This is a genomic window from Phreatobacter sp., from assembly GCF_016793595.1.
Taxonomy (GTDB): domain Bacteria; phylum Pseudomonadota; class Alphaproteobacteria; order Rhizobiales; family Phreatobacteraceae; genus Phreatobacter.
Genome location: NZ_JAEULY010000009.1, coordinates 336,924 through 358,080 on the forward strand (window position 1 = coordinate 336,924; position 21,157 = coordinate 358,080).

The following is a 21,157-nucleotide window of genomic DNA, read 5'->3' on the forward strand; positions in this document are numbered from 1 at the left end:
TTGCGTGTTCCCCTGAGCGAGCGCCCGGCGCTCGACGTCTACCCGTTCGTCACCGTGCATCCGATCCGCTACGGCGATCTCGATCCCAACAACCACGTCAACAACGCGGCGGTCGCGACCTATCTGGAGATCGGCCGCACCGAGTTCTTCGACAAGGAAGGCGTGCGTCTCACCGGCGAGGGACGCGGCATTTCGCTGGTCCATCTGGAGATCGAGTACCACCGCGAGATTCTCTATCCCGGCTTCGTCCAGATCGCGATCGGCATCCGGCGGGTCGGCGCCTCGTCGCTGACCTTCGACCAGGCCGTCTTCGTCGGCGGCGAGCGCTTCGTGTCGGGATCGTCGACGACCGCGCAGATCGACCTCAAGCTGCGGCGCTCGACGCCGTGGAACGACGTCCAGCGCGCCAAGTTCGCGACGCTGCTGATGAAGTGAGGCGCGGGCGAGTTCGCCCGCATCCGCTTACGGGAACAGCGCGATCTGCTCCAGGCCCGTCGTCTCGGGATAGCCGAGGACGAGGTTCATGTTCTGGATCGCCTGTCCCGCCGAGCCCTTCACGAGATTGTCGAGCGTCGAGATGACGATGGCGCGGCCGGGAATGCGGTCCTCGAAGACACCGATCTGCACGTAGTTCGAGCCGCGCACGTTCTGGGTCTGCGGCACCACGCCCTTCGGCGCCACATGGACGAAGGGCTCGTCCTTATAGGCGTCGGCCAGCGCCTGCCGCAGGTCGTCGGCCGTCGCGCCGTTGAGCCTGACATAGGACGTGCACAATTCGCCGCGCGCCATCGGAATGAGATGCGGTGTGAAGTTGATCGTCACTGTACCGCCGACCGCCACGCCGATCTCCTGCTCGATCTCGGGCGCGTGCCGGTGCTTGCCGATCGAATAGGGCGAGAGCCCCTCGCCGGCCTCGGAAAACAGCGTGTTCTGCTTGAGGCCACGGCCGGCGCCGGTGACGCCCGATTTGGCGTCGACGATGATGTCGTCGGCATGGATCAGCCCGGCCTTGGCGATGGGCACCAGAGCGAGCAGCGTCGCGGTCGGATAGCAGCCGGGACAGGCCACGAGCCGGGCCGCCGTGATCTCGTCCCGGTACAGCTCGGTCAGGCCATAGACCGCCTCCTTCTGGAGGCCTGGCGCGCGATGCTCGTGGCCATACCACTGCGCATAGGTCGCGCCGTCGCGCAGGCGGAAATCAGCGGACATGTCGAGGATCTTGATCTTCGGATTGGCCGCCAGCACCGCGGCGATGATCTCCTGCGTCGTGCCATGCGGCAGGCCGCAGAACACCGCGTCGAGGCTCGTCCAGTCGACCTTCTCCCACTCGATCAGCTTCGGCAGATCGAGCATGAAGAAATGCGGAAAGACATCGGCCATCGCCTTGCCCGCATGGGTATTGGCCGTCAGTGCGGCGATCTCGACATGCGGATGGCGGGCGGCAAGGCGAACGGCGTCGGCGCCGGTATAGCCTGAAGCTCCGAGAATGCCGATGCGGGCCTTCGTGGTCATGATGTCCTCCGCTTGGAAGGGATGCCGTTGGGGGGTCTGGAAACAAAAAAGCCGCGCTGTGGAGCGCGGCGACCGGATCGATCAGGGCACACGGCCGCACACGCTCATCGGAGGATGAGACGGCGGCGTCGGGTGCTGGTCGCGATCATGTTCATGGGGCGGGTATCTGATGCGGAAGCCCGCCGCTGTCAAGGATTTTCGAGAGGCGAGGCGGTGGAGCCGGAAGGTCGTGCCATAGGCATCCCTGGAGCCGTCGGGAGCAAATCCGAGCTTCCGCGCAACCCCGATGGAGGCGGCGTTGTCGGGGTGGATGAGCGCCACGAGTTCGGCGAGGCCGGTCCGCCGGGCGTGCAGGACGATCTGCCGCGCGGCCTCGCTTGCAAAGCCCTTGCCCCAGTGGGTCCGTGGCAGGCGCCAGCCGATCTCGACATCCGGCCCCCTGCCTTCGACCGGGATCAGCAGGGCTGTCCCGACGAACGCGTTCGGGTGCGCGCGGGCGACAAGAATCCAATGGCCGAGACCCGGACCGTGATCCGTGGCGATCCGTTCCGGCAGGATCGCGCGATAGGCCGCGGCGTCGAAACCGTCGCGGAATGCCGGCGGAAGGAAGCGCCGCACCTGCGGGTCGGAATCCATCGCGACGACATCGTCGATGTCGCCGACCCCGCGCGGCCGGAGCATCAGACGTTCGGTTTCGAGAGCCGGAACCATCACCGGTTCTTGCCGGGCACCCAGAGCACGTCCGCCCTGCCCTTGTCGTTGAGATAGCGCGCCGCGACGAACAGGAAATCCGACAGCCGATTCACATATTCGAGGGAGGCGGCCGAGACGGTCTCGTCCGGGCGGCGGGCGAGGTCCACCATGAACCGCTCCGCCCGCCGGACAATGGTCCGCGCGAGGTGCAGATGCGCCGAGGCGGCGCTGCCCCCCGGCAGGATGAAGCTCTTCAGCGGGTTCAGTTCGGCATTGAGCAGGTCGATCTCGCCCTCGAGGCGCGCCACCTGCGCCGCCACGATCCGGAGCGGTTCGTAACCGAGGTCCTTACCCGTCTCGGGCGTCGACAGGTCGGCGCCGAGGTCGAACATGTCGTTCTGGATGCGCCCGAGCATGGCATCGACGGCATCGGCACCGGCCGTATGCAGCCGCGCGATGCCGATCGCGGAATTGGCCTCGTCCACCACGCCATAGGTCTCGACCCTCAGGTCGGATTTCAGCCTGCGCGGCCCTGCCGCGAGGCCGGTTGTGCCATCGTCACCGGTTCGGGTGTAGATCTTGTTGAGCTTCACCATCGCGGATCAGCCCCCATTCGCCTTCAGCCAGATGGCGATGATGATCACGACGATGGCGAGGAACTGCAGCCCGACCCGCCAGCGCATCAGTTTCTGGGAGGTATTCGGCGAGCCGCCGCGCATCATGTTGATCAAGCCGAGCACGAGCACGACGGCGACCGCGCCGATGGCGATCGGCACGAGGGCGGAGAAGGACATGGGTCCTCAAGCCTTCAGTTCAGCCGTTGAGGCGCCAGATGGCGATGTTGAGCACGGCCGCGAAGCTCACCCAGGCTAGATAGGGGATCAGCGGCAGCGACGCTATCCGATCCTTTGTCCATGCAGCCAGATCGTCGCGGCGATGGATGGCTTGAGGCCGCCGATCGCTATGGCCGCGACAGCGATGCACGATGCGAGAGGCCAGCTGTCGGCCGGCAACTCTGCTGCTGTCGTACCGCTCTATCCACACCCTGCTTCCTCTGGGCGCTTGCTATCGATACGATGGACCAACGCTGCGGGATAAGCCGACGGTCCATCGATCCGGCGCGGCTCCTGCCTTCGGAACACGCTTCGCCCGCTATCCGGGACACCGGCCGGCCACGCTCGCGTTTCCGTTCCGTTCGCATGGGGCGGCGGCTGTGCCATGATCGGGAAAGTGATTCGCGGGTGCCCGCAGCATCCGGAAATGGGTTGAGAGATGGACAATTCGGACCTGTTCGGCGGCCCCAAGGATTCGGCGAAGACAGTGCCCCCTGCCCGTGCCGAGACCGCATCGGCGCGCGCCGCGCCGAAAGCCGCGCCCAAGGTTGCGGGAACGCCGGGCGAACAGGGCTATTCGGCATCCGACATCGAGGTTCTCGAGGGACTGGAGCCGGTGCGCCGCCGCCCCGGCATGTATATTGGCGGCACCGACGAGAAAGCGCTGCACCACCTGTTCGCCGAGGTCATCGACAACGCCATGGACGAGGCGGTCGCCGGCCACGCGACCTGGATCGATGTGGAGCTGTCAGCCGACGGCTCGCTCTCTGTCACCGATAACGGTCGCGGCATCCCCGTCGACCCACACCCGAAATTCCCTGACAAGTCCGCGCTCGAAGTCATCATGTGCACGCTGCACGCGGGCGGAAAGTTCGATTCCAAGGTCTATGAGACCTCCGGCGGCCTGCACGGCGTCGGCGTTTCCGTGGTCAACGCCCTCTCCGTGTCGCTGGAGGTGGAGGTTGCGCGCGGCCAGATGCTCTATCGCCAGCGCTTCTCGCGCGGCATTCCGCAGACCGGGCTCGAGGAACTCGGCCGCATCCAGAACCGGCGCGGCACGAAGGTTCGTTTCCTGCCCGACCCCGAGATCTTCAAGGAAACCAACACGTTCAAGCCGGCGCGCCTGTTCAAGATGGCGCGCTCCAAGGCCTATCTGTTCGGTGGCGTCGAAATCCGCTGGTCCTGTGACCCGGAGCTGGTCAAGGGCACCGATACGCCCGAGAAGGCCGTGCTGCGCTTTCCCGGCGGCCTCAAGGACTATCTCGCCGCGACACTGGACGGCGCGACCATGGTCCACCCCGACATTTTCGCGGGCAAGCTGGACAAGCAGGGGCACGGCTCCGCGGAATGGGCGATCGGCTGGGTCGGCGACCAGGACGGGTTCATCTCGTCCTACTGTAATACCATTCCTACGCCCGATGGTGGCACGCATGAGCAGGGACTGCGCGTCGCCCTGCTCCGCGGCCTGAAGGACCACGCCGAGCGCACCGGCAACAAGCGGGCGGCGCAGATCACCACCGACGACATCCTGTCCGGCTGCTCGGTCATGATGTCCGTGTTCATCCGCGAACCGGAATTCCAGGGCCAGACCAAGGACAAGCTGGCCACCGCCGAGGCCGCGCGCATCGTCGAGAACGCCATCCGCGATCCCTTCGACCACTGGCTCGCGGGCAATCCGAACCAGGCCAATCGCCTCCTCGACTGGTGCATCGAGCGCGCCGAGGAACGGCTGCGCCGCCGTGCCGAGAAGGATGTCAGTCGCAAGACAGCGGTCCGCAAGCTGCGCCTGCCCGGCAAGCTCGCCGACTGCTCGAACACCTCCGCCGCGGGCTCGGAAATCTTCATCGTCGAGGGCGATTCCGCCGGCGGTTCGGCCAAGCAGGCGCGCGACCGGCAGACCCAGGCGATCCTGCCGCTGCGCGGCAAGATCCTCAACGTCGCCTCGGCGGGCCGCGACAAGCTCGCGCAGAACCAGCAGCTCTCCGACCTCGTCCAGGCGCTCGGCTGCGGCACCGGCTCGCACTATCGCGACGACGACCTGCGCTACGAGCGCGTCATCATCATGACCGACGCCGATGTCGACGGCGCCCATATCGCGAGCCTTCTCATCACCTTCTTCTACCGGCAGATGCCGCGCCTGGTGGACCACGGCCACCTCTATCTCGCCGTGCCGCCACTGTTCCGCCTGACCCAGGGCGGCAAGACGCTCTATGCCCGCGACGACGCCCACAAGGACGAACTGCTGCGCACCGCGTTCAAGGGTAATCAGAAGGTCGAGATCGGCCGCTTCAAGGGCCTTGGCGAAATGATGCCGGCCCAGCTGAAGGAAACGACCATGGACAAGAAGGTGCGCACCCTTCTGCGCGTCCATGTCGTGCCGGAGGAGCGGCCGGAGACCTCGGACAGCGTCGAGCGGCTGATGGGCGTCAAGGCTGAGCCGCGCTTCGCTTTCATCCAGGAGCGCGCCGAGTTCGCGCAGGAACTGGACATCTGACCATGCGCCGGGCGGCAGCGGCGCTCACCATGCTTGCCGCGCTTGTGGCGGCGGCCCCCCTCGCCGCCCAGTCACCCGATCCGACCCGCATCCTCGCCGCCATCCCCGGCGAGGTTATGTTCCTGCGCGCCACCGGCACCTGGCGGCAGGGTGACCGCGAGGGACCCTCGCGCATCGTGCTGCTCAGGACCAACGCGCCAGACGGCGCCATGCGCCTCTTCGTCCAGTGGCTTGCAGTCGCCGACCAGCGCACCGGCCGGATCGGCGTGGTCGCGACGGAGGAAATCCCCGAAGTCTTCGACTGGCGGGTGAAGATCGAGGATTACCGCATCGAGCCTGATGTCGATGGCGCGCGCGTCATGTTCGACGGCACCGTTCTGACCAGCGGCCAGAAGCGGCGCTACATGCTGACCATCGGCCCGCCCGGCGAGGTCATGTTCTCCGGCAGCCGCTAATCAAGCCGAAAGCCATTCGATCAGCGCGGCATTGACCGCCTCCGGCCGCTCCAGCGTCGAGAGGTGTCCGCAATCAGCGATCACCGTCAGCTTTGCGCCGGGAATGGCCTCGGCCATGTCCTCGGACATGAAAGGCGGCGTGATCGCATCCTCGTCGCCGACCAGAACCAGCGTCGGGCAGCGGACCGCCTTCAGGCCCGGCTCGAAATTCGGGCGTGCGATCACCGCCTTCTGCTGGCGGATGAACCGGGCCGGACCAGTCTGATCGGCCATCGACCGCACGATCGCCTCGAGATCCTTGTCGCCGACGCGCTTCAGATGGACGAGGCGCGGCCAAAGCACGCCGTGAATGTCGTCGAACCGGCCTGTCTGGGCCATCTTGATCGCCGCCATGCGGATCTCGGCATCCTCGGGCATGTCGGCGCTGGCACGGGTATCGAGCAGCGCGAGCTTCTGCACCCGCTGCGGCGCCTGCCGCATGACCTCGAGCGCCACATAGCCGCCCATCGACAGGCCGGCGAGTGCGAAGCGCGGCGGCGCGGCGGCGAGAAGTCGCCCGGCGATCTCCTCGACGGTGTCGTCGCTGGCATGGTCGGCGATGGCAATGCCGGCGAGGTCCGAGAGCGCCTCCACCTGCGGTGCGAACAGATCGGCGGTGCAGTTGAGACCCGGTACGAAAACGAGAGCGGGTTTGGCCATGAGGGTGGAATCCTTCACCAATCATGCCGAATTCCGCCGAATCGGCTTGGTCCAGAGGGTTCGCACGCCTGTCATTCGTTGACAATCGGGGCCGCGCGACTATGTTGCGCCGCATCGAATGGCTCGTCCGCTGAGCCCTTCGCCATGTCCGTCCGGCCTCGTGGGTTCTAGGGGCCGCTGCGCGAAACCGTATCGCGCCGATTGCCTCAAGACATCGTCAGAAGACCCCGAGACCTGAAGGATACCCTCCACCCATGTTGTTTTCCGAACTCGGCCTCAGCGCCAAGGTTCAATCGGCCGTGTCCGCGGCCGGCTACACCAACCCGACGCCCATCCAGCAGCAGGCCATTCCACACGTTCTGGCCCGCCGCGACGTGCTCGGCATCGCCCAGACCGGCACCGGCAAGACTGCCGCCTTCACGCTGCCGATGCTGACCATGCTGGAAGAAGGCCGCGCCCGCGCGCGCATGCCGCGCACCCTCATCCTCGAGCCGACGCGCGAACTCGCCGCGCAGGTCGAGGAGAACTTCGTCAAATACGGCGTCAACCACAAGCTGAGCGTTGCCCTGCTCATCGGCGGCGTCTCGTTCGGCGATCAGGACGCCAAGCTGACCCGCGGCGTCGACGTGCTGATCGCCACCCCCGGCCGGCTTCTCGACCATTTCGAGCGCGGTCGCCTGCTGCTGACCGGCGTCGAGCTGCTCGTCATCGACGAGGCCGACCGCATGCTCGACATGGGCTTCATCCCGGACATCGAGCGCATCTGCAAGATGGTGCCCTTCACCCGCCAGACGCTGTTCTTCACGGCCACCATGCCGCCGGAAATCCAGCGCATCACCGAGCAGTTCCTGCACAATCCCGTGAAGGTCGAGGTTGCCCGCCCGGCATCCACCGCGACCACCATCACCCAGCGCCTCGTGCGCTCGCCCCGCAAGGATTTCGAGAAGCGCGACACGCTGCGCGCGCTCATCCGCGGCGCCGAGAACCTCAAGAACGCGATCATCTTCTGCAATCGCAAGAGCGAGGTCGCCACCCTCTACAAATCCCTGAACAAGCACGGGTTCTCGGTCGCTGCCCTGCATGGCGACATGGACCAGAGCGCGCGCATGGCGGCCCTCGCCGGCTTCCGTGACGGCCGCACCCAGCTGCTCGTCGCCTCCGACGTCGCCGCGCGCGGTCTCGACATTCCCGATGTCAGCCACGTCTTCAACTACGACACGCCGCACCATGCCGAGGACTATGTCCACCGCATCGGCCGCACCGGCCGCGCCGGCCGTCTCGGCACCGCGATCACGATCGTCACCTCCGAGGACATGAAGCTGCTCGCCGCCATCGAGAAGCTCATCGGCCAGACCATCGAATGGTCGGGCGACGCCGTCTCCGAGGAAGAGGCGGGCGAAGCCCGTCGCGAACGCCGTGGCGGACGCGAGCGTGGCCCGTCCCGTGGCGGTCGCTCCGAGGGCAGGCAAGGCGAGGAGCGCCCGGCCCGCAGGTCGGAAGGTCGTTCGTCCGAGGGCCGTTCATCCGAAGGACGCCCGCCCGAGGGCCGCTCGCATGAAGGCCGCTCCGGCAATCGCGCCGAACGCGCGCCGCGCGCCGCCGAATCCGCGCGTCCCCCGGCCGTCAGCCGCCCCGCGCCCCGTCAGCCCGCGTCGGAGGAAGCGGACATGTCGCACCTGCCGCAGTTCCTGCTGCGACCGGTTGCCTTCAAGGCAAAATGATCTGACCGGATAAGTCCGACTTTTACCGGGGATAAAGCATTAGCGCGTTACCGTTCCGGCCATCGAGCTCGGAGTGCGTGGAAGCGTGCTCTTCCACGCCAGAACCGGCTGCTGTCCATGCAAGAACACAATGACGATGTCGAGCGCAGCCACGGCTTCGGTGACCTTGCCTTTGCCCAGATCAAGGGCCGGCAGCTCGGCGCCATGCCGCGCAACTACGAGGTCTGGTACACCTACGCATCCGGCTATCACGCCGAACTGTCGGACGCGATCAACGTCATTCTGTCCGAACACGGCGCGATCACGCAGGAACAGCTCGACGGCGTCTACGAGGCCCATCTCTCGCCCAACCGGCTGACCGACAAGATCGACGTCGTCGGCAACCGCGTCATGGACGAGATCGAGCAGGTCATGGCCATGATCGATTCCGCTGCGGGTCAGGCTTCGGCCTACGGCAACGACCTCGCCGGCGCCTCGGCCCGGCTCGCTGCCGTCGGCACTCCCGAGGGCGTGCGGACCATCATCGAGACGCTCGTGCGCTCGACGCGCGAGATCGAAGCCAACAACAAGGCACTGGAGCAGCGGCTGAAGGCTTCGCGCAGCGAGATTCAGCAGTTGCAGGAAAATCTCGACGCCGTCAGGACGGAATCGCTGACAGACCCGCTGACGTCGCTCGGCAACCGCAAGTTCTACGATCAGGCCATCACCAAGGCCGTGGCGCTCGCCAACAAGAGCGAGCGGCCGCTCTGCCTGCTGGTGAGCGACATCGACCACTTCAAGAAGTTCAACGACACGTTCGGCCATCTGACCGGCGATCAGGTGCTGCGTCTCGTGGCGCTGTCGGTGAAGCAGAACGTCAAGACACAGGACCTCGCCTGCCGCTACGGCGGAGAGGAGTTCGCGATCATCCTCCCCGACACGACGCTGCGCGCGGCCGTGACGGTCGCCGAGCACATCCGCCGCTCGGTGATGACCAAGGAGCTGATCAAGCGCTCCACGTCGGAGAACCTCGGTCGCATCACCATTTCGCTCGGCGTCGCCGCCTTCAAGCCCGGCGATACCGTCGCGACCCTCTACGATCGCGCCGATCAGTGCCTCTATTCGGCGAAGCGCAACGGCCGTAATCGCGTGGTCTGCGAGACCGACCCGGAAGCCGAGATGCTCGACGTCAAGGTCGCCTGATCAGCATCGCCTGATCAGCGTTCCTGCCTGACCGTCTTCGTCCGCGAACGCTTCGGCTTGACCGGCGCGCGCCGCGCGGCATCCCAGGCGATCGCCGCCCATTTCCGCAAGTCGTCCTCGTCATCGAAACAGGCGTCGGGCATCCGGCGATAGCTCGCCACGACGCGCTCGCCACTCGCCCGCCCATAGGTAAAGGGCGGCATGCCAGCCGCTTCGAACAGCGGCGTCGTCTCGGCATCGGCCTTGAGGAACAGCCCGGCCCGGATCGCCAGCGCGAAAACGATGCCGTCGCGATAGACGGCATGGCCGGAGAACATCCGCTTGACGGTGACGCGCGCAAACGGCGCGAACAGATCGATCAGGAAATCCGGGTCGAAGGCGGCATCCGCCATCAGACCGCGCCGAGCGCCTCGGGTCTTGCCGGGGTCAGCGCGATGGACTCGCCGCAGCCGCAGGCCGACGTCTGGTTGGGGTTGTTGAACACGAATTTCGAGGCCAGCTTGTCGGTGACGAAGTCCATCTCGGTGCCTAGCAGGTAGAGCACCGCCTTGGCATCGATGAAGACCTTCACGCCGCGATCCTCGACAACCTCGTCGAACTTGGCCGGAGCCTCGACGAACTCCATCGTGTATTCCATGCCGGCGCAGCCGCCCTTCTTGACGCCGACGCGCAGACCGGCCTTCGGCGTGTCGGATGAAGCCATGAGAGACTTCACCCTCTCGGCTGCGGTTTCGGTCAGGCGCATGGCCTGCATCTTCGGCAAGGGCATTTGGATCTCCAAAGCGCCCGGGTTCAAGGCCCGGCGTTCAAAGCGTCTGCGCTCAATATAGAGATTGCGCGTCCCGAGTTAAATGCCCGGTGAATGCCAGCGGCGCTCACCACATGTTCAGGGCGACGCGCGCCTCGTCCGACATGCGGCTCTGGTCCCAGGGCGGATCGAAGGTCAGGTTCACCTTGACCTCTGAAATGCCCGGCACGCTGGCCACCGCATTCTCCACCATGCCCGGCAGTTCCGCCGCCGCGGGGCAGGACGGCGACGTCAGCGTCATGTCGATGGCGACCTTGCGCGCATCGTCGATGTCGACGCGATAGATCAGGCCGAGTTCGTAGATGTCCGACGGGATTTCGGGGTCGTAGACCGACTTCATGGCCGCGACGATATCGTCGGTCAGACGATCGAGCTCTTCCGGGGGAATGGCATTGGTGTCGCCACCCACGGTGGTATTGAGGGTCTGGGTATCGTCCATCGGGGTCAAGGTCCGTGGGTCAAGGCTGGACGAAATCGTCTCAGCCGAACATATTTTGGGCCTTCAGAAGGGCTTCCGCAAGGCGATCGACCTCTTCGATCGTGTTGTAGAGCCCGAACGACGCCCGGCAGGTCGAAGTCACGCCGAACCGTTGCAGCAGCGGCATGGCGCAATGTGTGCCGGCGCGCACCGCCACGCCGTAGCGGTCGATGACAGTCGCGACGTCATGGGCATGGGCGCCCTTCATCTCGAAAGAGACGATGGCGCCCTTGTCCCGCGCATTGCCGAAAATGCGGATCGAGTTGATCGCGCCGAGCCGCTCATGCGCGTATCGCACCAGCTTGTCCTCGTGGGCGCGAATAGCGTCCCGTCCGATGGAACGCATGTATTCGACAGCTTCGCCGAGCCCGATCGCCTGCACGATTGCCGGCGTGCCCGCCTCGAAACGGTGCGGCGGGTCGTTGTAGGTGACCGTGTCGGTCGTCACCACCGAGATCATCTCGCCGCCGCCGTTGAACGGCGGCATACGGTCGAGATGTTCCTTCTTGCCGTAGAGCACACCGATGCCGGTCGGCCCGTAAACCTTGTGGCCGGTGAAGACGTAGAAGTCGGCATCGAGCGCCTGCACGTCCACGTCCATGTGGACGCTCGCCTGCGAGCCGTCGACCAGCACCGGAATGCCCTTCGCATGAGCCAGCCGGATGCACTCGGCGATCGGAACCACGGTGCCGAGCGCGTTCGACATGTGGGTCAGCGCCACCATCTTCACGCGCGGCCCGAGCAGCTTCTCGAACTCGTCGATGAGGAAATTGCCCTCGTCGTCGATGGGCGCCCAGACCAGCTTCGCCCCGCGCCGCTCGCGGTGGAAATGCCACGGCACGATGTTGGAATGGTGCTCCATGATCGAGAGCACGATTTCGTCGCCCTCGCCGATCACCATGCCGCCGAAGGAGGATGCGACCAGATTGATCGCCTCCGACGCATTCCGCGTGAAGATAACCTGATCGACCGAGGGCGCGTTCAGGAAGGCGCGCACGCTCTCGCGCGCCGCCTCATAGGCCTCCGTCGCGGCATTGGCGAGGTAGTGCAGGCCGCGGTGGACGTTGGCGTATTCGGTCTCGTAGACCCGCGTGATCCGGTCGATCACCGCCTTCGGCTTCTGTGCCGAGGCGGCGTTGTCGAGATAGACGAGGTCCTTGCCGTAGGGCTTCAGCGCGAGCGCGGGAAAGTCCCTGCGGATGAGGTCGACGTCATAGCCGCCATTGGCGACCGCAGGATGCCGGCCCGGAGCGGACATGGTTCAGCCCCTCGCCCGCATCCAGTCGAGGATGGTCGTCAGCATGGCCTCGCGGAGTTCCTCCACGACCCCGAGCGGACCCTCGCCGAAATCCTCGATGGCCTCGCGCGCGAAAGCCTCCACCAGCAGGGCCTCGGCCTCCTTGTGCGGGATGCCGCGCGCCTTGAGATAGAACATCAGGTCCGCGTCCAGTTCGCCGCAGGTGCAGCCGTGGGCGCAGGCGACGTCGTCGGCGAAGATCTCCAGCTCCGGCTTGTTGTCCATGGCCGGGCCTTCGGCGAGCATGATGGTCTGGCTCATCATGCGGCCGTCGGTCTTCTGCGCTTCCGGCTGGACGATGATCTTGCCCTGAAAGACGCCATGCGCCTCGTTGTCGAGGATGTGCTTGTAGAGTTCGCGGCTTTCGCAGTGCGGCACCGCATGGTCCATCAGCAGCGAGGTGTCGGCGTGCTGGCGGCCGCGCAGCATGGTGACCCCGCGCAGCGTCGCCTTGGAGTTCTCCCCGACGAAGCGGGTGAACAGCTGGCTGCGCGAGACGGCGGCGCCAGTGGTCAGCGTCAGCGTGTCGAAATGCGCGTCGGCGCCGATATCGGCATCGAGGGTGGCGAGATGCAGCGCCTCATTGCCTTCGATCTGCCGACGGCCGTGCTCCAGCGTCGCGCCGTCGCCGACGACGACCTGCAGCACGACATTCTTCTGGTAGTCGGTGCCGGCAGGGCCGACATGGGTCTCGACAATGCCGGCCGAAGCGCCCTCACCGACCAGCACGAGCACGCGGGTATTGATCAGCCGAGCTTCGCCCGCCGAGGTGATCGAGATGAGGTCGAGCACGTGGCCGACATTGGTGCCCGCCGCGATCTCGATGACGAGACCGTCGGTCAGGAAGGCGGCATTGAGGGCGAAGGCCGCGTTGGCCTGCGCCGCGGCGCTGCCCGCGAGCCGAGATGCGATCTCCGGGCGGCCGACGATGGCGGAGCTGAGTGGCGTCACCTTGACGCCGTCAGGCAGCGTCCCGGTGTCGGAAAGCTCCGGCGAATAGAAGCCGTCGACCATCACCAGCCGGCTGCCGCCGATGCGCGGGATATTGCCGACCGCGACCTTGGCGGCGAGCAGCGTCGAGGCATCGGCCGCCTGCGCCAGCGGCTTCGCCTCGCGCATCATCGCGCGCAGGTCGGTGTACTTCCAGTCTTCCACCCGCCGGTGCGGCAAGCCCGAAGCCTCGAAGCGCGAATAGCCCTGCGCGCGCAGGTCCTCGACCGACGGCGCGGGCGCGCCGGCGGCACGCAGCGCCGCATAGGCGCTGATCAGCGACTGCTCGGCCGCCGTGCGGATGGGGGTAACCGCGTTCATGGCTTTCCTCACGCGGCCTTGCCGACGATGTCGGCATAGCCCTTGGCTTCCAGCTCCAGCGCCAGTTCCGGCCCGCCGGACTTGACGATCTGGCCACCCGCCATGACGTGGACCACGTCCGGGCGGATATAGTCGAGCAGGCGCTGGTAGTGGGTGATGACCACGAAGGCGCGGTCGGGCGAGCGCATGGCGTTGACGCCGTCCGCGACGATCTTCAGCGCGTCGATGTCGAGGCCGGAATCGGTCTCGTCGAGGATGGCGAGCTTCGGAGCGAGCAGCGACATCTGCAGGATCTCGTTGCGCTTCTTCTCGCCACCGGAGAAGCCGACATTGACCGAGCGGCGCAGCATGTCCTGGGAGATGCCGAGCTCCTTGGCCTTGCCGTTGACCAGCTTGATGAACTCGGGCGTCGAAATCTCGCCGAGGCCGTTCTTCTTGCGCTGGGCGTTGATGGCAGCCTTCAGGAAGGTCATCTGGCCGACGCCGGGAATCTCGATCGGATACTGGAAGGCGAGGAACAGGCCCTTGGCCGCCCGCTCGTCCGGAGCCAATTCGAGGATATTCTCGCCGTCGAGCAGCGCCTCGCCGTCGGTCACCTCGTAATCCTCGCGGCCCGCGAGCACGTAGGAGAGCGTCGATTTGCCCGAGCCGTTCGGGCCCATGATGGCGGCGACCTGCCCCTTCTCGACGGTGAGGTTCAGCCCGTTGAGGATCTGCTTGTCCTCGTCGGCGAGCTTGGCGGTCAGGTTCTTGATCTCAAGGAGCGACATGGGGTGGTCCGTACAAGAATGGGGCGGAGCCGTGCGCGGCCCGCGATGTCAGGGCGAAGGGCCGGCGATCAGCCGACCGAGCCTTCCAGCGAAATGGCGATCAGCTTCTGCGCCTCCACCATGAACTCCATGGGGAGTTGCTGGAGCACGTCCTTGACGAAGCCGTTGACGATCAGCGCGATGGCCTCTTCCTGCGTCAACCCGCGCTGCATGCAGTAGAACATCTGATCCTCGGACACTTTCGAGGTGGTCGCCTCGTGCTCGAAGACCGCCGAGGCCGTCTTGCTCTCGATATAGGGCACGGTATGCGCGCCGCATTTGTTGCCGATCAGCAGCGAGTCGCAGTTCGTGAAGTTCTTGGCGTTGGTCGCGCGGCGATGGGCCGAGACGAGGCCGCGATAGGTGTTCTGCGACTTGCCCGCAGAGATACCCTTGGAGATGATCCGCGAGCGGGTGTTTTTGCCCAGATGGATCATCTTGGTGCCGGAATCGACCTGCTGGGCGCCGTTCGACACGGCGATCGAATAGAACTCGCCCTGTGAATCGTCGCCGCGCAGGATGCAGCTCGGATATTTCCAGGTGATCGCCGAGCCGGTCTCGACCTGCGTCCACGAAATTTTCGAGCGCGGCTCCCGGCAGTCGCCGCGCTTGGTGACGAAGTTGTAGATGCCGCCTTTGCCCTCGCTATCGCCCGGATACCAGTTCTGGACGGTCGAGTACTTGATCTCGGCATCATCAAGCGCCACCAGTTCGACCACCGCCGCATGCAGCTGGTTTTCGTCGCGCATCGGCGCCGTGCAGCCTTCGAGATAGCTGACGTAGGCGCCCTTGTCGGCGATGATCAGCGTGCGCTCAAACTGGCCGGTCTTCTGCTCGTTGATGCGGAAATAGGTCGACAGCTCCATCGGGCAGCGCACGCCCGGCGGAATGTAGACGAACGAACCGTCGGAGAAGACTGCGGCGTTCAGCGTCGCGTAGAAATTGTCGGTGGTCGGCACGACCGAGCCGATATACTGCTTCACGAGGTCCGGGTGCTCCTGGAGCGCCTCGGAGATCGAGCAGAAGATCACGCCGGACTTCCTCAGCTCCTCCTTGAACGTCGTCACCACCGAGACGCTGTCGAACACGGCATCGACGGCGATGCGGTTCTCGGGCGCGACGCCGGCGAGGATTTCCTGCTCGCGGAGCGGGATGCCGAGCTTCTTGTAGGTCTCGAGGATCGCCGGGTCGATCTCGTCCAGCGATTGCGGCGCCGGGTTCGATTTCGGCGCGGCATAATAGTACATGTCCTGGAAGTCGATCTTCGGATAGTCGACGCGCGCCCATTCCGGCTCGCGCATGGTCAGCCAGCGCCGATAGGCGTCAAGCCGCCATTCCAGCATCCATTCCGGCTCGTTCTTGCGAGCCGAGATGTAGCGCACGATGTCCTCGGAGAGGCCCTTCGGCGCCAGTTCCATCTCGATCTCGGTCGAAAACCCGTACTTGTACTGGTCGACATCGATCGATCGGACCTGTTCGACGGTTTCCTGAACCGCGGGCATGGGTCTCTCCTTCTCATCCGCGCGGCTTCAAGGGCCGCGGGTCTCACATCTACGCGGCGCGGGCCGCGACCTTCCCGACATGGGCCGAAAAGGCATTCACGAAACGCTCCACATCCTCGCGGCTGGTCGACCATCCGAGAGTGACGCGCAGCGCGGATTTCGCCTCCGCGCCCTCCAGCCCCATCGCCGCCAGCACGTGGCTTGGCGCGACCTTGCCGGAGGAACAGGCCGATCCGGTCGAGACCGATACGCCCGCAAGATCGAGCGCGATCACGGTGGTCTCGCCGTCAAGGCCGGGATGCACGGTGAGGCTGGTATTCGCCAGCCGCCCTGCTGGCAAGCCGACAACGCGGCTTTGCCCTGAAATAGTGACGATTTGCCCCTCCAGCCAGTCCCGGAGGGCACCGAGCCGCTGCATCTCGGCATAGATCGAACCAGCAACGGCCCTGGCCGCCGCGCCGAAGCCGGCAATGCCGGCAAGATTTTCCGTTCCGGCGCGGAAACGGCCCTCCTGCCCGCCGCCCCTGACGAGGCGCTCGATATCGACCGATTCCGCCCCGCGGATGATCGCGCCGACGCCCTGCGGACCGCCGATCTTGTGGGCGGAAACGAAGATCGCATCCGCGCCGAGGGTCCAGAGGTCCAGCGGCAGCTTGCCCAGCGCCTGCACGGCATCGACCACCAGGCTCGCCCCATGGGCGACGCACAGCCGGCGCACCGCATCGAGTGGCTGAACCACGCCGGTCTCGTTGTTCGCCGCCATGACGGCCACCAGCGCGGGCGCCGGGGAAGCTTCGAGAAGCCGCTCGAGCGCCGCCAGATCGACCGTCCCACCAGCTCCTACCGGGCAGATATGGACGGCATCGGCATGAAACCGTCCCCCCGCCAGCACGCAGGAATGCTCGACCGCGGATACGATCAGCGTCCGGTGGCCCGTCTGCCCCATCTTGCCGATGAAACCTGGCGCGAGCAGCGTCGCCGCCGCCTCGCTGCCGCCGGAGGTGAAGGTGACGCAGCGCGCCTCCGCCCCCACCAGGCCAGCGACATCTTCACGCGCCCCTTCGATAATGCGCCGCGCCGCCCGCCCGTCCGCATGCGTCGCCGAGGCATTGCCCGCCACCGACAGGCCAGCGACCATCGCTTCGCGGGCCTCCGGCCGGAGCGGCGATGTCGCATTGTGATCGAGATAGGCGCGCGTCATGGCGCTCGAACACCCCGTCGGAAAACCTTGGCTTTTCGTGCCGGGATCGTGTTATAGGCCCGATCCCGACGCGGCAGGACCACCAGCGCCCTTCTTGGCAGCGCGGCGGCTCTGTTTAGAATAATTCTAAGAACTAGAGCCCGACGGTTGACCTGTCAAGAAAAGACATCCGTCGAAATCGAGCGCATTGCAGTGCAATGTTTGCTCGGCCGGGGCAATGACGAGGATTTTCCATGCCTGAGGTGATTTTCAACGGTCCGGCCGGCCGGATCGAGGGCCGTTATCATCCCGCCAAGGTTCGCTCTGCCCCCATCGGCATCGTGTTGCATCCGCATCCGCAGTTCGGCGGCACGATGAACAACCAGATCGTCTACAACTGCTACTATCAGTTCGTGAACCGCGGCTTCTCGGTACTGCGCTTCAACTTTCGCGGCGTCGGCCGCAGCCAGGGTTCCTTCGACCACGGCGTCGGCGAACTGTCGGACGCGGCATCCGCCCTCGACTACGCGCAGGCGATCAACCCGGAGGCCCGCACCTGCTGGATCGCCGGATTCTCGTTCGGCGCCTGGATCGGCATGCAGCTGCTGATGCGCCGTCCCGAGGTCGAGGGCTTCATCTCCATTGCTCCGCCCGCCAATCTCTACGACTTCTCCTTCCTCGCCCCCTGCCCGTCATCGGGCCTGATCGTCCACGGCGACAAGGACGCCGTCGTGCCGATAACCGCCGTCCAGGGCCTCGTCGAGAAGCTCAAGACGCAGAAGGGCATCGTCATCGAGCAGCAGGTGGTACCGGGCGCCAACCACTTTTTCGAAAACACCGTCGACCCGCTGATGGACGTGGTCGGCGCATATCTCGACAAGCGGCTGGGCAAGAAGGACGCGGCGGAGTAACCGCGTCCACCGCCTATATCACCAGATACTCCCGCAGCAGCAGGCGCGCCCGATGAAGGCGCGCCTTGGTCGCCTGCCGCGTCAGACCCAGCGCTCCGGCGATCTCGTCGATCGTCAGCTCCCGAACATCCCGCAGCAGGACGATGTCGCGATAGCCTTGCGGCAACGCCTCGATGGCGGCGGCGAGGTCAAGCCTGAGATCTGCGTCCGAGCGGTCGAGCCGCGCCTCGTCCGGCACCGTCGCGTCGGCCGCGCCGATGCCGGCAAGCCGCGCCAGTCGCTGGCATTCGCGCCGGACGACCGCGAACAGCCAGGCCGAAATCGCCTGCAGCGACCGGATTGCCCCGACCTTTCGCGCGAGCAGCCACAGTGCTTCCTGCGCTGCATCTTCCGCATCGGCCGAGGTGCGGCAGGCGCGCCGGGCATAGCGGCGGATATCCGGCAGTGCCAGGTCGATCAACTGCGCAATGGCGTCCTGATCGCCCAGCCGGGCCGCCTCGAATGTCGCCGCCGAAACCGCCACAGCCATGACCTAGGCCCGATCCCGATTGCTCCCGATGCCCGCGACCGCGCACATCGGGCAGTAGCCGACAATACCCGTTGCGGCGAACATCAGCCCGCCGGCTAGCCCGGCATAGCCTGCCGCGCCACCGAGATACCAGAGTGCGGCGGGCCCGACCGCCAATCCCGCGGCGATCCTGACGACCTGCTGCGCGCTGCCGATGTTCTTCCGGTAGAAAGCCATGATCCCGACTCCATAGCGGACGCCGGAAATCGGCGGTCCTGCTTGCTGAGAGGGCGCGCGGCGCGAAAAGGATTCGTCGCGCTCCGCGTTTTTTCAGGAAACGAAATGCCGACACTGCGCGATATCCCCTATCGCTTGCGGCAGCGGCCTTGCGGGGAACATCGACTCCCCTTAAAGCCCGGAGCTTATGACCTCCGCACCTTCGTCCTTCGTGCTGAACCGCCGGCACTTGCTCGGGATCGAAGGCCTTTCTCCCCACCAGATCACCGGGCTCCTCGACCTCGCCGAGGAATTCGTCACGCTCAACCGGCAGGTGGAGAAGAAGCGCACGACGCTGCGCGGGCGAACGCAGATCAATCTGTTTTTCGAGGCCTCGACCCGCACCCAGTCCTCGTTCGAACTGGCCGGCAAGCGCCTCGGTGCCGATGTCATGAACATGTCCGTGGCGCAGTCCTCGATCAAGAAGGGCGAGACGCTGATCGACACGGCGCTGACCCTCAATGCCATGCATCCCGACATCCTGATCATGCGGCATGCGGCATCGGGCGCGGTGGAACTGCTGTCGAAGAAGGTCGACTGCTCGGTCGTCAATGCCGGCGACGGCACCCACGAGCACCCGACACAGGCCCTGCTCGACGCCCTCACCATCCGCCGCAACAAGGGGCGCCTGGAGCGCCTCACCGTCGCCATCTGCGGCGACATCCTGCATTCCCGCGTCGCGCGCTCGAACATCATCCTGCTCAACGCCATGCAGGCGCGGGTGCGGGCCATCGGCCCATCGACCCTCCTGCCTGCCTCCGCCGAGCGCCTCGGCGTCGAGGTCTACCGCGACATGAAGGAGGGGCTGAAAGACGTCGATATCGTCATGATGCTGCGCCTCCAGCGCGAGCGCATGAACGGCTCCTTCGTGCCCTCGGTGCAGGAGTACTTCCACTTCTACGGTCTGGACGAGGCGAAGCTCCGCTACGCCAAGCCCGACGCGCTGGTCATGCATCCCGGCCCGATGAACCGCGGCGTCGAGATTTCGACCTCCGTTGCCGACGGCGCGCAGTCGCTTATCCGCGAGCAGGTCGAGATGGGTGTCGCCGTGCGCATGGCGGTGCTGGAAGCCCTCGCCCGCAACCTGCCAAACGCATGAGGGCGCGATGCCGCTGACCGACCCGCGCCCCCTCCTCCTCGCCAATGCCCGCCTGATCGACCCGGCCGAAGGCACCGACAGGCCCGGCAGCCTGCTGGTCGAGGACGGTGTGATCCGCGACCGGAGCCCCGAGCCGCGACCCGACAGCCTCCCCGAAGGCATAGAGATCATTGATTGCGAAGGCCGCGTCGTCGCCCCCGGCCTCGTCGATATCCGCTGCTTCGTCGGAGAGCCCGGCTACGAATACCGCGAGACCATTGCTTCGGCCACGAAGGCCGCAGCTGCCGGCGGCGTCACCACCATCGTCTGCCAGCCCTCGACCGAACCGGTGATCGACGATCCCGCCATCGTCGACTTCCTGCTCAGGCGCGCGCGCGACACCGGTATCGTGCGGGTGCATCCGATGGCGGCTCTGACCAAGAAGCTCGCCGGCCGCGAGATGACCGAGTTCGGCCTTCTGAAGGCCGCCGGCGCCGTCGCCTTCACCGACGGAGCCCGCTCCGTCACCGACGCCCTCGTCATGCGACGGGCCATGACCTATGCGCGCGATTTCGACGCGCTGATCGTCCACCACACCGAAGACCCGAACCTCATCGGCGAAGGCGTGATGAACGAGGGCGAGTTCTCCTCGCGCCTCGGCCTCGGGGGCGTTCCGGTGGAAGCCGAGACGATCATGCTCGAACGCGACATGCGCCTCGTGAAGCTGACCGGCGCGCGCTACCACGCCGCTTCGATCACCTGCCGGGATTCGCTGGCCATCATCGCGCGGGCCAAGAACGAGGGCCTGCCGGTGACGGCTGCCGTCACGGTGAATCACCTGACGCTCAACGAGAACGACATCGGCAGCTACCGCACGTTCTGCAAGCTGTCGCCGCCGCTGCGTACCGAGGATGACCGCCTCGCGCTTGCCGATGCGATTGCCGACGGACTGGTCGACATCATTGTTTCGGACCACGACCCGCAGGACGTCGAGACCAAACGGTTGCCCTTCGCCGAGGCCGCCCCCGGTGCCGTCGGCGTGGAGACCATGCTGCCGGCGGCGCTGCGCCTGCATCATGCCGGTCTCGTGCCGCTTCCGGCGCTGCTGAAGTCGCTGTCCACTGCGCCGGCAAAACTCCTCGGCTTGCCGGGCGGCACGCTGGCGCGCGGCGCGCCCGCAGACCTCATCGTCATCGACCTCGACGAGCCCTGGGTGCTGGACCGCGACGACCTGCACTCCAAGTGCAAGAACTCCCCCTTCGACGAAGCGCGCATGACCGGCCGCGTGGTCAGAACTCTCGTTGCCGGGCGGACCGTGCACGGTTGAAGCCGTTGCCGGCCTGCCGCATTTTCTTCACGCGAACCGGTACCCACTTGGCCCGAAAATGCTCTAGCGTGGTACCTTCCTGC

The 21,157-nt window shown here is 66.0% G+C and carries 24 protein-coding genes; 8 read left to right on the forward strand and 16 right to left on the reverse strand.

The features are described from left to right. The gene (locus JNK84_RS12635; protein WP_293424575.1) at positions 1-435 is read left to right on the forward strand and encodes an acyl-CoA thioesterase; all 435 of its coding nucleotides are present in this window, start codon (positions 1-3) and stop codon (positions 433-435) included. 27 nt (positions 436-462) lie between these two features. Here JNK84_RS12635 and argC read toward each other — a convergent pair whose 3' ends face one another. From argC to JNK84_RS12660, 5 genes are all read right to left on the reverse strand, one after another. Continuing rightward, positions 463-1,512 carry an N-acetyl-gamma-glutamyl-phosphate reductase gene (gene argC / locus JNK84_RS12640; protein ID WP_293424577.1) on the reverse strand — a complete coding sequence of 350 codons (1,050 nt, stop codon included), beginning with the start codon at positions 1,510-1,512 and terminating at the stop codon, positions 463-465. Between the two features lie 81 nt (positions 1,513-1,593). Continuing rightward, positions 1,594-2,193 carry a GNAT family N-acetyltransferase gene (locus JNK84_RS12645; protein ID WP_293424579.1) on the reverse strand — a complete coding sequence of 200 codons (600 nt, stop codon included), beginning with the start codon at positions 2,191-2,193 and terminating at the stop codon, positions 1,594-1,596. 29 nt (positions 2,194-2,222) lie between these two features. Next, a complete protein-coding gene (locus JNK84_RS12650; RefSeq protein WP_293424581.1) occupies positions 2,223-2,801 on the reverse strand; it encodes a cob(I)yrinic acid a,c-diamide adenosyltransferase in 579 nt (192 codons plus the stop codon). 6 nt (positions 2,802-2,807) lie between these two features. After that, positions 2,808-2,999 (reverse strand): twin transmembrane helix small protein, encoded by a 192-nt coding sequence (locus JNK84_RS12655; protein WP_293424583.1) that lies wholly within the window; start codon positions 2,997-2,999, stop codon positions 2,808-2,810. Positions 3,000-3,018: 19 nt separating this feature from the next. After that, on the reverse strand, positions 3,019-3,249 hold the full coding sequence (locus tag JNK84_RS12660) for a tryptophan-rich sensory protein (protein WP_367272331.1): 231 nt from the start codon (positions 3,247-3,249) through the stop codon (positions 3,019-3,021). Positions 3,250-3,477: 228 nt separating this feature from the next. Here JNK84_RS12660 and parE point away from each other — a divergent pair, with 228 nt between their 5' ends. Both parE and JNK84_RS12670 read left to right on the forward strand, forming a co-directional pair. Continuing rightward, complete coding sequence (parE, locus tag JNK84_RS12665) at positions 3,478-5,532, forward strand: DNA topoisomerase IV subunit B (RefSeq protein WP_293424585.1); 2,055 nt, start codon at positions 3,478-3,480, stop codon at positions 5,530-5,532. 2 nt (positions 5,533-5,534) lie between these two features. After that, on the forward strand, positions 5,535-5,987 hold the full coding sequence (locus JNK84_RS12670) for a hypothetical protein (RefSeq protein ID WP_293424587.1): 453 nt from the start codon (positions 5,535-5,537) through the stop codon (positions 5,985-5,987). Here JNK84_RS12670 and JNK84_RS12675 read toward each other — a convergent pair whose 3' ends face one another. After that, complete coding sequence (locus JNK84_RS12675) at positions 5,988-6,686, reverse strand: alpha/beta fold hydrolase (RefSeq protein WP_293424589.1); 699 nt, start codon at positions 6,684-6,686, stop codon at positions 5,988-5,990. It abuts the gene before it with no gap. Between the two features lie 254 nt (positions 6,687-6,940). Here JNK84_RS12675 and JNK84_RS12680 point away from each other — a divergent pair, with 254 nt between their 5' ends. Beyond that, a complete protein-coding gene (locus tag JNK84_RS12680; RefSeq protein ID WP_293424591.1) occupies positions 6,941-8,407 on the forward strand; it encodes a DEAD/DEAH box helicase in 1,467 nt (488 codons plus the stop codon). Positions 8,408-8,524: 117 nt separating this feature from the next. Further along, positions 8,525-9,589 carry a GGDEF domain-containing protein gene (locus JNK84_RS12685; RefSeq protein WP_293424593.1) on the forward strand — a complete coding sequence of 355 codons (1,065 nt, stop codon included), beginning with the start codon at positions 8,525-8,527 and terminating at the stop codon, positions 9,587-9,589. Positions 9,590-9,603: 14 nt separating this feature from the next. Here JNK84_RS12685 and JNK84_RS12690 read toward each other — a convergent pair whose 3' ends face one another. From JNK84_RS12690 to JNK84_RS12725, 8 genes are all read right to left on the reverse strand, one after another. Then, the gene (locus JNK84_RS12690) at positions 9,604-9,981 is read right to left on the reverse strand and encodes a TfoX/Sxy family protein (RefSeq protein ID WP_293424595.1); all 378 of its coding nucleotides are present in this window, start codon (positions 9,979-9,981) and stop codon (positions 9,604-9,606) included. After that, entirely contained in the window at positions 9,981-10,358 is a 378-nt protein-coding gene (gene sufA / locus JNK84_RS12695) for a Fe-S cluster assembly scaffold SufA (RefSeq protein ID WP_293424597.1), read from the reverse strand. Before sufA ends, JNK84_RS12690 begins: the two co-directional genes overlap by 1 nt. A 106-nt stretch (positions 10,359-10,464) precedes the next feature. Beyond that, positions 10,465-10,836, reverse strand: coding sequence for an SUF system Fe-S cluster assembly protein (locus JNK84_RS12700; protein WP_293424599.1), 372 nt, complete (start codon positions 10,834-10,836; stop codon positions 10,465-10,467). Positions 10,837-10,876: 40 nt separating this feature from the next. Further along, the gene (locus JNK84_RS12705; RefSeq protein WP_293424601.1) at positions 10,877-12,133 is read right to left on the reverse strand and encodes a cysteine desulfurase; all 1,257 of its coding nucleotides are present in this window, start codon (positions 12,131-12,133) and stop codon (positions 10,877-10,879) included. A gap of 3 nt (positions 12,134-12,136) precedes the next feature. Further along, positions 12,137-13,483, reverse strand: a complete 1,347-nt coding sequence (gene sufD, locus JNK84_RS12710) for a Fe-S cluster assembly protein SufD (protein ID WP_293424603.1) — start codon at positions 13,481-13,483, stop codon at positions 12,137-12,139. An 8-nt stretch (positions 13,484-13,491) separates the two neighbouring features. Beyond that, positions 13,492-14,253: a Fe-S cluster assembly ATPase SufC gene (gene sufC / locus JNK84_RS12715; RefSeq protein WP_293424605.1), complete on the reverse strand. Its 762-nt coding sequence runs from the start codon at positions 14,251-14,253 to the stop codon at positions 13,492-13,494. Between the two features lie 68 nt (positions 14,254-14,321). Next, positions 14,322-15,794, reverse strand: coding sequence for a Fe-S cluster assembly protein SufB (sufB, locus tag JNK84_RS12720; protein WP_293424607.1), 1,473 nt, complete (start codon positions 15,792-15,794; stop codon positions 14,322-14,324). A gap of 49 nt (positions 15,795-15,843) precedes the next feature. Further along, the gene (locus JNK84_RS12725; RefSeq protein WP_293424609.1) at positions 15,844-16,995 is read right to left on the reverse strand and encodes a cysteine desulfurase family protein; all 1,152 of its coding nucleotides are present in this window, start codon (positions 16,993-16,995) and stop codon (positions 15,844-15,846) included. A gap of 233 nt (positions 16,996-17,228) precedes the next feature. Here JNK84_RS12725 and JNK84_RS12730 point away from each other — a divergent pair, with 233 nt between their 5' ends. Beyond that, complete coding sequence (locus JNK84_RS12730; protein ID WP_293424611.1) at positions 17,229-17,885, forward strand: alpha/beta hydrolase; 657 nt, start codon at positions 17,229-17,231, stop codon at positions 17,883-17,885. Between the two features lie 13 nt (positions 17,886-17,898). Here the strand turns inward: JNK84_RS12730 and JNK84_RS12735 are convergent, their stop codons facing one another. Together JNK84_RS12735 and JNK84_RS12740 are read right to left on the reverse strand one after the other, a co-directional pair. Continuing rightward, positions 17,899-18,414 carry an RNA polymerase sigma factor gene (locus JNK84_RS12735; protein ID WP_293424613.1) on the reverse strand — a complete coding sequence of 172 codons (516 nt, stop codon included), beginning with the start codon at positions 18,412-18,414 and terminating at the stop codon, positions 17,899-17,901. Between the two features lie 3 nt (positions 18,415-18,417). After that, a complete protein-coding gene (locus tag JNK84_RS12740; RefSeq protein WP_293424615.1) occupies positions 18,418-18,630 on the reverse strand; it encodes a YgaP family membrane protein in 213 nt (70 codons plus the stop codon). Positions 18,631-18,817: 187 nt separating this feature from the next. On the opposite strand from JNK84_RS12740, the gene JNK84_RS12745 reads away from it, so the two are divergent. Then, the gene (locus JNK84_RS12745; protein ID WP_293424617.1) at positions 18,818-19,768 is read left to right on the forward strand and encodes an aspartate carbamoyltransferase catalytic subunit; all 951 of its coding nucleotides are present in this window, start codon (positions 18,818-18,820) and stop codon (positions 19,766-19,768) included. A gap of 7 nt (positions 19,769-19,775) precedes the next feature. Continuing rightward, on the forward strand, positions 19,776-21,074 hold the full coding sequence (locus tag JNK84_RS12750; RefSeq protein WP_293424619.1) for a dihydroorotase: 1,299 nt from the start codon (positions 19,776-19,778) through the stop codon (positions 21,072-21,074). Positions 21,075-21,157 lie beyond the last annotated feature (83 nt).